Annotated in this window: 11 protein-coding genes; 5 read left to right on the plus strand and 6 right to left on the minus strand. The window is 46.5% G+C overall.

Going from position 1 to position 12,915, the window contains the following annotated elements:
• Positions 1-159: 159 nt before the first annotated feature.
• The 3 genes from JGK39_RS14500 to JGK39_RS14510 all read left to right on the plus strand — a co-directional run bounded on the left by JGK39_RS14500 (position 160) and on the right by JGK39_RS14510 (position 3,771).
• Positions 160-1,830 (plus strand): calcium-binding protein, encoded by a 1,671-nt coding sequence (locus JGK39_RS14500; protein WP_293254384.1) that lies wholly within the window; start codon positions 160-162, stop codon positions 1,828-1,830.
• 609 nt (positions 1,831-2,439) lie between these two features.
• Positions 2,440-3,246, plus strand: a complete 807-nt coding sequence (surE, locus tag JGK39_RS14505; protein ID WP_293254387.1) for a 5'/3'-nucleotidase SurE — start codon at positions 2,440-2,442, stop codon at positions 3,244-3,246.
• A 126-nt stretch (positions 3,247-3,372) separates the two neighbouring features.
• Positions 3,373-3,771: a hypothetical protein gene (locus JGK39_RS14510; RefSeq protein ID WP_293254390.1), complete on the plus strand. Its 399-nt coding sequence runs from the start codon at positions 3,373-3,375 to the stop codon at positions 3,769-3,771.
• Between the two features lie 443 nt (positions 3,772-4,214).
• Here the strand turns inward: JGK39_RS14510 and JGK39_RS14515 are convergent, their stop codons facing one another.
• Together JGK39_RS14515 and JGK39_RS14520 are read right to left on the minus strand one after the other, a co-directional pair.
• A complete protein-coding gene (locus JGK39_RS14515) occupies positions 4,215-5,426 on the minus strand; it encodes an LL-diaminopimelate aminotransferase (protein ID WP_293254393.1) in 1,212 nt (403 codons plus the stop codon).
• Between the two features lie 315 nt (positions 5,427-5,741).
• Positions 5,742-6,065 (minus strand): thioredoxin domain-containing protein, encoded by a 324-nt coding sequence (locus JGK39_RS14520; protein ID WP_293254396.1) that lies wholly within the window; start codon positions 6,063-6,065, stop codon positions 5,742-5,744.
• Positions 6,066-6,210: 145 nt separating this feature from the next.
• On the opposite strand from JGK39_RS14520, the gene JGK39_RS14525 reads away from it, so the two are divergent.
• Positions 6,211-6,960, plus strand: coding sequence for a biotin/lipoate A/B protein ligase family protein (locus tag JGK39_RS14525; protein WP_293254399.1), 750 nt, complete (start codon positions 6,211-6,213; stop codon positions 6,958-6,960).
• A 468-nt stretch (positions 6,961-7,428) separates the two neighbouring features.
• Here the strand turns inward: JGK39_RS14525 and JGK39_RS14530 are convergent, their stop codons facing one another.
• From JGK39_RS14530 to psaK, 4 genes are all read right to left on the minus strand, one after another.
• Positions 7,429-8,214, minus strand: a complete 786-nt coding sequence (locus JGK39_RS14530) for a DUF928 domain-containing protein (RefSeq protein ID WP_293254402.1) — start codon at positions 8,212-8,214, stop codon at positions 7,429-7,431.
• Between the two features lie 47 nt (positions 8,215-8,261).
• Positions 8,262-10,223 carry an adenylate/guanylate cyclase domain-containing protein gene (locus tag JGK39_RS14535; RefSeq protein ID WP_293254405.1) on the minus strand — a complete coding sequence of 654 codons (1,962 nt, stop codon included), beginning with the start codon at positions 10,221-10,223 and terminating at the stop codon, positions 8,262-8,264.
• A gap of 186 nt (positions 10,224-10,409) precedes the next feature.
• A complete protein-coding gene (locus JGK39_RS14540; RefSeq protein WP_293254408.1) occupies positions 10,410-11,606 on the minus strand; it encodes a site-2 protease family protein in 1,197 nt (398 codons plus the stop codon).
• 81 nt (positions 11,607-11,687) lie between these two features.
• The gene (psaK, locus tag JGK39_RS14545; RefSeq protein ID WP_293254411.1) at positions 11,688-11,972 is read right to left on the minus strand and encodes a photosystem I reaction center subunit PsaK; all 285 of its coding nucleotides are present in this window, start codon (positions 11,970-11,972) and stop codon (positions 11,688-11,690) included.
• 134 nt (positions 11,973-12,106) lie between these two features.
• On the opposite strand from psaK, the gene JGK39_RS14550 reads away from it, so the two are divergent.
• Positions 12,107-12,757: a phosphoribosylanthranilate isomerase gene (locus JGK39_RS14550; RefSeq protein ID WP_293254456.1), complete on the plus strand. Its 651-nt coding sequence runs from the start codon at positions 12,107-12,109 to the stop codon at positions 12,755-12,757.
• Positions 12,758-12,915: the final 158 nt, after the last annotated feature.

A 12,915-nucleotide genomic window follows, 5' to 3' on the forward strand; every position in this document is an offset into this window, starting at 1 on the left:
AAATGCTATTGGGTTGAAAATCACTGAGGGCGGGCACGCACCATCCACCGCCCCTACCCATCTATCAACTATCAACTCTCAAACGATTTTCGATTGATATTGAAGATTGAGGATTGTCAACTGTCAACTGTCAACTATCAACTATCAACTATCAACTATATGACTGCAACTCTAGTTTCTACAAACTCGGCTGGTGAAATTGCCAATGCTGCTTCTTTATTTCCCTCTATCTCTGGCAACGGGAGGTTTGTAGCATTTGATTCAACAGCCACCAACCTCGTAACCGACGATAGGAATAATGCGGGGGACATTTTCGCGCGCGACTTATCAAACAACACTACAATTCGTATTTCTCTTTCGGGAACTGGCGGACAGGGAAACGGTATTTCTTCGCTGCCTGCTATTTCAAATAACGGACAATTTATAGCTTTTCAATCCTTAGCATCCAACCTCGTAACGGGCGATACGAATAATCGGGCTGACATTTTCTTGCGGAATGTACAAGCCAATACTACTACTCGCGTTTCTGTTTCTGGGACAGGAGTACAGGGAAATGGGAATTCTGTTTCTGCCCCTGCTATTTCTGAAACTGGGCGATTTGTGGCTTTTGTTTCAGATAGTTCCAATTTAGTGTCGGGGGATGCGAACAATCTTCCAGATGTTTTTGTCCGGGATTTGCAAGCGAATACTACGAATCGCGCCTCTGTTTCGGCCAGTGGCGGAGGTACTGATTCTTTCGAGGTTCCTGCTATTTCTGCCAGCGGGCGATTGGTGGCTTTTGAGTCGGGAGTCTCCAACTTAGTAGCGGGGGATGCGAATAACGCCAGCGACATTTTCGTGCGGGATTTGCAGGCGAATGCGACGACTCGCGTATCTGTATCTGCAACAGGCGGAGAGGCAAATGGAGGTTCTTTTTCTCCTGCTATCTCTGCTAGCGGTAGGTTTGTTGTTTTTGAATCTGCTGCTTCTAATTTAGTAGCGGGAGACGGGAATAATAGTCGAGATATTTTTGTGCGGGATTTGTCTGCGAATACTACTGTACTTGTTTCTGTGTCCGCAGCGGGCGATCGCGCTAACGGCGATTCCAAGCGTCCCTCTATTTCTGATGACGGCAGGTTTGTGGCGTTTTCTTCTGAAGCTTCTAACTTGGTTCCGGGGGATACGAACAACCGCAGCGATATTTTTGTGCGGGATTTGCAAGCTAATACTATTACTCGCGTGTCTGCGGATGCTGCGGGGGAGATTGCTAACGGTATTTCCCTACTTCCTGCTATCTCTAATGACGGCAAGCGAGTGGCGTTTTATTCGCTGGCTAGCAATTTGGTTCCGGGGGATACGAATAATGTTTCTGATATTTTTGTTTTTGACTTTGACAGCGGTTCTAATACTGTCACCGGTACTCCCAATAATGATACTTTGACTGGCAGCAATGACAGCGATATTATCAACGGTTTTGGTGGCGATGATGTGTTGACTGGTTTGCAAGGCAATGATGTTTTAAATGGGGGTGCGGGCAACGATATTTTATCTGGCGGCAGGGGGAATGATTTTCTCAGGGGCGGGGCTGGAAATGATACTCTGACTGGTGGGGCGGGGCGGGATACTTTCGTGTTGGGTGTGGGATTGGGGGCTGATACGATTGTTGATTTTGCTAACGGTCAAGATTCGATTCAATTAGCTAGCGGTTTGAATTTTGGCAAGCTTTCAATAGCGGCAGGAAATAATGCTACGTTAATTAGATTGGCGAGCAACAGTCAATTGTTGGCTGTGTTAAATGGGGTTGAGCCTAGGGTTCTGGGGCCTAAAGATTTTAATTCAGTTGAGTTGTGAGGTGTAAAGATTCAATTTTTGAGGTGTAATTGTTTGGCAAAGGCAGGATAAAAGAAGAGAACCCATTTGGGTTATCTGAGGACGAGCTACGCTCAGAAACAAATGCTATTAAATTTACGAAGAAAGTGGTTTTATCTGCTCTTATAGCGGTGAGGTGCTCGGTACACAACCAGCCTGTTATGAAGCGCAATCAACCTATTTGCCTGATTCAAGGCCTTGCTCGTTGAGAACTGCTATATTTATAGCTAATCGTCGATCGCGCGCCAGAAGATTTATCACCCTTACGCGATGACAAGCAACTTGAAAACCTTACTATACAATGGTTAACAACGCTCAAATATTTTATAGCCCCTAAAGTGGCCCAAAACCTCTATATACAAGGAGCGCGAGGTCGATGACCGAAAAATACCTGAAATTATACGTAAATACTGAATTAATGCCAATTAAAGCTAAAAGTCTCTCTCGTTCGTGGTTTTAAGCCTTTTTCGTCTCATTTGTGCTTGAGTTCCGTTAAACCATTGTTTTGTCTACAGAATAGATGTTTAAAGGCTTGGCGATCGCCCTACTTGAATCTAGTTTAAGATTATTCTCAGGCCTCTAAAAATTTCAATGAAACTTTTAATTAGCAACGACGACGGCATCTTTGCACAAGGCATCCGCAGCCTCGCCAACGCTCTCGCCGCCGCCGGCCACTCTGTGAGCGTTGTTTGTCCCGACAGAGAGCGCTCGGCTACCGGGCACGGCCTGACACTGCACCAACCCATCCGTGCCGAAATTGTCGAATCTGTTTTTGACCCCGCCGTCACAGCTTGGGCTTGTTCGGGTACTCCCGCCGACTGCGTGAAACTAGCTTTGTGGGCTTTACTTGACAAACCGCCCGATTTTGTCCTTTCCGGGGTCAACCACGGGCCGAATTTAGGCACGGACATCATCTGTTCGGGGACGGTTTCGGCTGCGATGGAAGGAATTATGGAAGGCATTCCCAGCATTGCTTTCAGCCTCGCCAGCTATACTTCGCAGGAATTTGGGCCGGCCGTAGATTTCGCTGTCACCTTGCTGTCACAGTTGGAAAAACAGCCAACGCTCAAACCCACGCTGTTGAATGTCAACATACCAGCGGTCTCACAAGCAGAAATTACCGGAGTTGCGATCGCCCGTCAAGGCATTCGCCGCTATTTCGACATATTTCAAAAGCGCACCGATCCGCGCGGCAAAACTTATTATTGGCTGGCTGGGGAATTGTTAGAAGATGTGGAAGAAACCTCCGAATCGGCAGTGCGGCATGATATTCCTACAGACGTACAAGCTATTCGCGAGAATAAAATTACCGTTACTCCCCTGCAATACAATCTCACCTGTGTTTCCGATTTGCACTCGTTGCGAGATTGGCAATTTGAATGTTTTCCCAAGCAGTGAGCTCCGATCGACCCGATCGCCGCTGTAAACTAGGAATTAAGGATAAAGTGCCTATGAAGGTATATGCCCTAGGCGTTAACGCAGGCTCTCAATTGGTTGTTGGTTTTTTACTCAAGAAAAGCAGTTATGAACGCTCCCACCTATAACACTCATTCTGTCACTTGCCCGATTTGCCACCGTTCCAGCGTCGTGGGCCCAGTCGGAATGGTCAGCGGACTATTCACCTGTCCCCACTGCCATTCTCATATGGTAATTAGCTGGAGCGGTCATTTTGTCCGCGATCCTTTTAGTCTCAAACAACTCACGGTGGGAAAGATGCTCAGGCGCGAGAGCAGGCCGCTAGCTCGCCTCCAGCGGGACTTTGGGCTGGGCAAGCATTTTCCGCTGCTGGCGATTTTGGGAAGCGTGGTATTTTTGGGATGTGCGATCGCAGCTACAGAACAATCGCTACCCCGACAGAATTCATTTCAAGGATTTTTAGAGTGGGTGAGCGGAACTGGCAATTCCCCAGATGTCTCGCGTTAACATTTCAACATAAATTGTGACAGATATTACTGGTAAATATCTATTCCGTTAGGTAGAGATAACGAGAGAATACTTACGCATTCCGACTGCTGGAAACCGGGTTTTTAGGGTTTTGATTGGCTGTAACGAAGTTTTTTTGTGAAAAACCCGGTTTCTGATTAGGTGTGCCTCAGTTCTAGCATTTTCAACTTATACCAATTCCCAGGAGTAGGGCTACTTTTAAGAATTGGTAATTTTTCGTTAGTTTCATCTACTTATACTCAGGCTGCGGACTGAAGTCCGCACTACGAACGAATCTTACTGCGGTTAATTGAGCCGGCACGAGATGATTTAATAAATCTTGGATTGATAAATTAACCGCAGATATAGGCAGATAAACGCAGATAAACCCCGATAATTTCAAGAGAGAAGAGTGCTTGAATGCAATCTTTTTAATTGAGAAATTAATTGAGAAATTCCGCAATTTTTCTAACTGCTGCTGTTAAAATTTCTGGCGGCTCGACTAAGGCAAATCGCACGTAGCCTTCTCCTGATTTCCCGAAACCGGCGCCGGGGGAAGCTGCGACTCCCGTACTCTGTACTAGCTGAGTGCAAAATTTCACCGAATCCGATGCCCAAGGTGCTGGTAGTTTCGCCCAGACGTACATCGTGGCGGGGGGTACGGGTACTTCCCAGCCGATGCCCAAGAGCGCATTTACAAAGGTATCCCGGCGTTTTCTGAAGGTTTCGACGCTGGTGGTGACGGTATCTTGGGGGCCTAGTAATGCGGAGCTCGCTCCGTTCAAAATCCCTAGATATTGGTTGAAGTCTACTGCGGCTTTTACTTGTCGCAGGGCTGCAATTAGTTCGGGATTGCCGATCGCGTATCCAACTCGAAAGCCTCCCATGCTGTAGGATTTGGATAGGGTGAAAAACTCGATCGCCACGTTTTTTTCTCGATCGGCTTGAAAGATTGACGGCGCCATCAATTTACGGTTTTCCTCGGTTTGGGCGGCCTCAAGTGGAGAATTACGATCGTCAAACACCAAATCCACATAGGGGAAATCGTGCACTAAAACGAGCTGATGTCGCCGACAAAAAGTCACTGCTTTCTCAAAAAATGCCAGCGGGGCGATCGCAGTTGTAGGATTGTGAGGATAGCTCAAAACCATCATCTTCGACTGAGCCAAGACGGGCATCGGAATATCTTCAAATACTGGCAAAAACGCATTTTCTGCTAATAGCGGCATCGGGTAAATTTGACCGCCCGCCAAATACACGCCGCCCGCGTGGGAAGGATAGCCCGGATCGAGCAGCAAAGCAAAATCTCCGGGGTTGAGCACGGCTAAAGGCATATGCGCCGTGCCTTCTTGGGAACCAATTAACGGCAGCACTTCTGTTTCTGGATCGACTGAAATCCCGAATTTTTGTTCGTACCAGGAAGCTGCTGCTTCTCGGAAAGAGCGCGTACCGTTAAACAGTAAATAGCCGTGGGTGCTAGGATCTGATAGGGAATTGGCGATCGCCTCTGTAATGTGAGCAGCCGCGGGCAAATCGGAAGAACCGAGAGACAAGTCGATCACATTTTGCCCTGCGGCTCTGGCGAGAGATTTTGCTCGATCCATATCGGCAAATACATTAAATTTCAGGGGTTCTAAACGTTTGGCAAATTGCATATTCGCTACCAGTATTTTTGTGAATTGTGAATTATATTATGTTTGCTAAAATAACGATTATCAGGTTCGTAGTGAGGACTTCAGTCCTCTGATTTTGATGCGGACTGAAGTCCTCACTACGAACCTATTTTTTAATTCTTGTTGTTTTCTAGGATTTAATATTGTAAATTATTTGACAATCTAGCGGTGATATTTTAGAGGTGGCATTGAATAATTATGAGTTATAAATTATCAGTTGTCAGTTAAAAAAGATTCAACTAACAACTAAAGCTTTATAACTCAATCCTTAACATTCAACGCTCAAAAATCCAAATTTTATAAGTGACCTTCTAGCAAACCGATCAAAGTTTGTTTGGTAATAGCTCCCTCGTGGGAAAGCACTACTTCGGCATTTTTAAACAGTCTGAGTGCTGGGACTCCTTCGACTTTATACTGTTTGACAGTATTGGGATTGGGGTCAATTTCCATTTTAACCACTTTCAAGTCGCTGTAGTTGGCAGCCACCCAGTCGATCGAGGGCGCGATCAGTTTGCAAGGCCCGCACCAAGATGCCCAAAAATAAGCAAGCACTGGTTGCTCTGCTTTCAGGACTTCTGTTTCAAATTTTTCGTCGTTAATGACAATTACACTGTTGCTCATGATTTTACGAGGATTTTTCCTGATTATTTATAAAGCACGGGCGGGCGTTAAACTTGCACCAAATTAAAAGGCAGGCACAAAAAACTGTTACTAATTTTAAAACATTCTGCGAACTTATTGAGTATAAACTCAGGAATGGGGACTGATGGCTAATTCTGTATGGCGTTTAATTCCGCTGCTGTCGGCGTCTGGTAGGGTGCAGATGGCGATCGACCAATGGCTGCTGCAACAGCATCTAGCGGGGAAAAATCCGCCAACTCTGCGATTTTACACCTGGGCACCGGCGGCGATTTCCTTGGGCTACCACCAGCAGCGCTGGCCGGAATTTTGGCAGCAGTTGTCTTGGGAGGGACAGCTTCTGGAGTTGGTGAGACGCCCCAGCGGCGGGCGCGCTGTGCTCCACCAAGGGGATTTGACTTATGCAGTTGTGGCGTCGGGATTTGACAGCAGCCGCGTGAAAGCTTATCACACTATATGCGAGTTTTTGATTGAGGGTTGGCGGGCGATCGGTGTGGATTTGCGCTACGGGGAAGCTGGGCGCGGTTACATTCACAATCCCAATTGTTTTGGTACGGCGACGGCTGCGGATTTGGTTACTGTTGATGGCTGCAAGTTAATTGGTAGCGCGCAATTGCGCCGGGGCGATGCTATTTTGCAGCACGGTTCGATGCGTTTGCAGCCGGATATTAAATTGTTTTCTGAGGTTTTTGGGGAGGAATTAATTCCTGTGCAATTACCTCTATCTGAAGGGGGAGATGATTTGATTGCGACTGTAATTGATGCTTTGAGTGCGGCGGCTTGTCGCTGTTTTGATATTGATTTGGAGGTGCGGCCGCTTTCGGATGAGGAATGGGTGGAGATTTGGGAATTGACTAGAAGAATCTCTATTTTGTAGATGAACACGATAAGGGCGATCGGGAGCATCTCAGTTTTGCATTTACAGTGCTGTCTCCGCTCAAAAAAGGTTCGATCGTTCGGACTTCAGTCCGCTCTTTAAAAAATGCTTCTTGCAAAACTGAGATGCTCCCGGGCGATCGCTAATTTTTGATGATTTTACCATTTTAGAGAGGGATACAATTACGCTGGATACGCCTTTCTAATACCATTTATAAAAAAAATTATCCTGAACAATTGTGAGGCGAGAGTGAAACTGAGGTTTTTTATTTAGCCCATGGGTAAGCTGCAAAGCTGTCAGATTTTCCCTCTTGATGCTGCATGATTGTTGATTGTGATGCACCCTAGAAATAATGCGGCTTTTTGGGAACAGCCAAGATGGCCGTTCCACAAGAGACTTTTGGTATCATGCTTGTGGGGTGGGCAATCTTGGCAACACCTAAAAAAATCAATTCAAATGCAGTACAGCTTATGGTTTTGGCTCAGTTTGCACTTGGACGATCGGCTGTTTGGCAATTTTGGTCAATTTCACTGCATCCAGCAAGCTTTCCCAATCAGCATCCAGCACTGTATCCGAAGGGCGATCGCGGCGAGCAGCAGCTAAATTGCTGAGGGCATCTTGCCAAATCCCATTTTCAGCATAAATAGCGGTTTTCCGGCGCGGATCTGCCTTTTCTAACTCACTGCGGATATCGGCACTGAGCTCAACTCGCCGTACAGTACCGATTTCGAGCAGATCGGCAGATCTGTCTTCAGCCTCGCAAATCACTGTAAAATTCCAAGTGTATTTTTTGCCTACTTCCAAGGGAGGCACATTCTTGTTAGCGGGGATACTAACGCCGATTACTCCTGATAAATTGCTAACTGTGAGAGTCTGTTTATAAATCTGGTTGCCGCTTGGATCTAGTAAGATAAATTCGGCTGATTCCGCCTTTGTTGGAGGCAAGTAGAAAAAGAATGTTGGATATTCGGAAACAGTTCGGGCTATTTTATTTTCAGGGAGTAAGCCTGTGAGATTTATTGGATTTAGCCCGCTGTTGCGGCAGTTACCGCGCGTCGATCTGCCCGATCGAGGGGGCGATTGTTCCATATCTTCACGGGGCTGAGCAAAGCGCGGCCCTCCCGGTACAGTATTGCGCGGCTGGCCCACATTATCTGGCGTTGGCTGTCCCACACTTGCAAATTGGCAAGCATTAAATGCTCCTATCAACAATATGGAACTAAAGACGAGGGATTTTAGTGTAAATTTAGTCATTTTTTTTCTAGGTTTTTCATGATGTTTCCAAGATATCTTTTCTGTTTTTACTTTCTCGATCTTTCTCCTCCCAAGACGCGATAGACATTAACTTTTTGCTCCCTGCCTTTTAAAGGTAAAGCTCCCCAAGATTCTACCTCAAATTTTCCTTCAATATGCACTAAGGTTTCTTCAGCAATTAAGATGCGGCAGGTGTCCTCTTGCCGATCTTTTTCACAGCTTTCTAAACGAGAAGCGATATTGACACTATCACCGATTACTCCATATTCTAAACGGGTTTTGCCTCCCAAACTGCCCACCATTATCGGCCCGGTAAAAATTCCGACTCGCATTTTTGCCGACGGCAAATCGCGATCGCTCCAACTTTGATTTAGGGCCGGCAACCGCGAACTTATAGCTAGAGCGCAAGATACCGCAAGGCGAGCATCTTCGGCAATTTCTTCGGGAGTTGTGCGGGGGATAGGAACACCAAATACAGCCAGCATTCCATCTCCGGTAAATTTATTAATCACCCCTTGATGTTTTTGCACTTCCTCTGCCATTGCTGATAAATATTCATTTAACCAAGGCATCACTACTTCTGGCGGTAGTTTTTCGGAAATAGTGCTAAAACCCTGCAAGTCAGTCATGATCATTGTAGCAGTTAGTCTTTGCCCCGGCAATAGGCCCGACTGGAGGAGATGGACGCGCTCTTTCCACAGGGCATTGGCGATCGCCGGTGAGGTTTGCTGTCCTAGTAATTTCATTACAATTTCTTGCTGCTGCTTTGACTGCTGGTATTTGTATGTGATGATAACTGCTGGGGCGATCGCCAATGCCAGTGTTGGTGATGCCAGTGAGATCCACCCCTGTTGGGTAAATAGAAAAAATGTGAATCCCCATAATATGCAGCCAAGTGCGATCGCGCTCACCATGAAATTGAGCGTATTTTCTAGCCGCCAAGCTAAACAACCGCCAATTATTACCCAAACAGCGCTCCAAAGCATTTCTTGCCATTCATCCCAAAACCAAAATAGTTTTTTGTCATCTAAAACTGCGTTCAGAATTTGGCTAGTTGCCGTTGCATGAATTAATACCCCAGGCATCATGCGGTTGTCGCTGGCACTAGCGCTGTAAGGGGTAGAAAAGACATCTTTGACAGTTAGGGCTGTAATCCCGATTAGCACTATTTTACCCTTCACCAATTCGGGGTCTAGTTTTCCCTCCAAAACTTGAGTGAGTGTCACGGTTTTTGCAATATTTTCAGGAGAGCGGTAATTGAGCAAGATTTGATAGCCTCCAGTGTCAATTGTCTGATAACCTCCTGAGTCCGATCGCAGTCGCGAAAAGACTGTGTTTCCTGCTTTTATTTCTTGATCTTTTGTGAGTGTTGAAGGAATTTTTTTACTGTCAATATATTTGAAAGCTAGCCGGAGCGAAAATGAGCTGAGAGTCGATTGTCCGTTGGAACGAAACATCAAGCTCCGGCGAATTATGCCGTCTGGATCCATGACTAAATCGTTAAATCCTATCCGTTCTTTGGGGATGTTGGGAGGTGGCAGAGCTCGCTCGTACTCTGACTTGCCGAGGAAAGTAATGGGGATGACTTTGGGGTTTTTGAATTGAGCTGCCAATTCTGCGTTTCCTGGTTCGTAGGGGATATCGCGGATTATATCCAGACCAATAACGGTGGGTTCGAGACGCGCTATGGAGGCGATCGCACGAGCTAAAACTTCATCAGAGATTGGCCATTTCTTAAAAGTATGAATGTCCTGTTCTGTGACTGTCACTACTAGCAACCTCGGGTCAGGACCTGCATCGGGGCGCAACTTTACCATCAGGTCAAAAGCTTGCAATTCCAAGGGCTGCAACCAACCTAAATGTCGCACTCCTAAGAGAGTTCCTGTTACGACAATGCAGGTGATGGCAAGAGGTTGCAAGTCAGCCAAGGGGAAGGAAGAAGTTAAGTTTTTCCAACTCCAACGTTTTTTACCCAATTTATGATAAAATATCTTTAAAAAATTGGGCATAATTCTTGTTTGAATCTTCCTTGATATCTGTGCGCTGGCTTTTGTAGTGCTGTCCCCGCTCGCTTGCGGTTAGACAACAGCTCGGGGGGGACAGCACTCAAACAAAAACGCTTTTTACACTCCCCAGAGATGCTCCCGTCTGCTACATCTTAACTTGTGACTCATCCGGATTGCGATGCCCAATGTTTAATTTTCCTGTGCGGTTTTGGCGATCGCACTTAACTGCAATCCCTGGGGATAACTGTTTTCTTCTTTGCTGCGCTTGATATCGGCTTCGGAAATCTTGGGTTTGAGGTATTTTGCCAGAACTTTCATCACGTCGCCCCGATCGATCGTCCCTAGGGCTGCACCAATGGACGAAATGACGAGGATTCGCGGGAGTTGGCGGGCTTCCATGCAGTTAATTACTTCTGCAATGGATGCTTTTTCGGAGACTGTGGGGGTTTTTTCCAGGGGTTGCAAAATGTTGTGCAAAGTCTGAATTTGCCACTGACTGCGCTCTGTGCAGCGGATATCGTCGATCGACACTAAGCCCAAATCCCGCCCGTTGGTCGCAGCGATGTAAAATGGAAAGGGATTCACTTCTAACAAATAGCGATCGGCAAATTCTCGCAAAGTCAAATTTGCATCGACAACTCGAAACTCGCGGCTCATTGCATCGGCGGCCTTAGTTTTGAGCAGCGCTTCTTGCAACGAAGTAAAGCGGCTGTATGCGCTAGCATTCCGAATCGCAAAAGAGCCGATGAGCGCAATCCACAAACCGCCGTACTGGCGCGCTAACAAACATAAACTGACACCGAAAGCAACAGCCAACCAACCCAAAACTTGCCCGGTTTTTGCTGCCCAGCGCACGCCGACAAATCGAGAGCCGGTGATTTTCCAAATAGCTGCTTTTAAAACTTGTCCTCCGTCCAAAGGCAGCCCGGGAATTAAGTTAAATAATCCCAAAACTAGATTGATTATTGCTACCTTTTCTGTTATAATTGATAGCAAACTTGTCGGGGGGAAAACTTGAGAACCCAAACCGAGGATTAAAAACAGCGCGAAGCTGACGAGAGGGCCAGCAATAGCTACTTGAAAAGCTTGACCGGGAGTTTTTGATTCCGAGTCGATCGAAGCTACTCCGCCAAATAAGAATAGAGTAATAGAATTAACTTTAATGCCTTGCGACATCGCCGCCAAGCTGTGTCCGAGTTCGTGCAACAGTACGGAAGCAAACAGCAGCAGAGCTATTGCCAACCCGGCACTCCAGGAGAGCGCAGGCCCCCACAAGCGGTAACTGCTGGCGTATTCGCGGGTTGCGAGGGCTAAAATTATAAACCACGAATAATCAATCAGTAGCGGGATGCCAAATAAAGAGCCGATTCGCCAACCTGTCTGCATGAAAGTTTCCTGGGAAAGGAGAGCAAGAATGAATTTCTATTATATCTTTTCTGCCCCTTTCCTTTCCCCGAACCCTGATTTTTAAAGAACTCCGGCGTTACCCAAGCCCAAGATTACTCCTGCGCCGAGCAAGTGCCCTAGGCTGGCTGTGGCCAGCAATTCTGGGATGCCGAAGCCTTTGAACATTCCAGGGACTGCAACGGGTAAGGCTGGGCCTTTGCCTCGGTTTTGTTTGTTGATGCCGTAGTAGCCGATCGCGATCGCCAGCAAGTTGCATACAATCATTGTCAGTCCTACCATTGGTGTCCATTCCGGCGTTGAGGGAGTGGTAGCTTGTACGGCTAACAGCAAAGATGAGTTAATCATGTTTATATCTTCCTGATTTCACAGATTATTTGATTGAGAAAATTATAAAAAGTATTTTGCATTAAACTAAGATTTGTTTTAATAGTTAACAATTCGTTGATATTTTGATACAAATTCAGCACGGAGCCAAAAGAGTGCGGGTAAAAATTTGCGGAATCACTAAATTAGACCAGTCCAGGGCGATCGCAGCTTTGGGAGCTCAGGCTTTGGGGTTTATCTGCGTGCCGGCTTCCCCCCGCTATGTCAGCCCGGAAACTATTCGCCTGATTGTCGAACAGTTGCCGGAAAATGTCGATCGCATCGGCGTATTTGCTGATACCACAATAGAAAATATATGTCAAGTAACCGCAGAGTCAAATTTAAGCGGGGTGCAGTTGCACGGAGATGAAACAGCGGAATATTGCGATCGGCTGCGCGAGTTTTTGCCGGGAATTGAAATTATTAAAGCTTTGAGAGTTAAGAGTCATGAAACGTTAGCTACCGCTGCAATTTACGCCCTGCGTGTCGATACTTTACTGTTGGATGCTTACCATCCGGCTCAACTTGGCGGTACTGGCAAAACTATAGATTGGATGATGTTAGCAGAGTTTAAACCAGCTTGTCCTTGGCTGCTGGCGGGCGGCTTGACGCCGGATAATGTTTTAAGTGCGATCGATCGCGCCAAGGGCAAAAATTTCAGCGGTGTTGACCTTTCGAGCGGCGTAGAAATAGCGCCGGGAGATAAAGATTTGACCAAAGTTGCTCAGTTGTTTGCTAACTTAAGTTTACTTACTAATCCTAGGTAATTGGTAATTGATAATTGGTAATATCCTGTCCGGTCGATTACCATCACAAAAACGGTTCGTTCGTTCGTCCGCAAAAGCGGACTTCAGTCCGCTCTCCGGTTGCGGACTGAAGTCCGCACTACAAACCAATCTTATTTTCGTTCGTCCGCAAAAGCGGA

It is taken from the genome of Microcoleus sp. PH2017_12_PCY_D_A, assembly GCF_020738565.1.
GTDB lineage: Bacteria > Cyanobacteriota > Cyanobacteriia > Cyanobacteriales > Microcoleaceae > Microcoleus.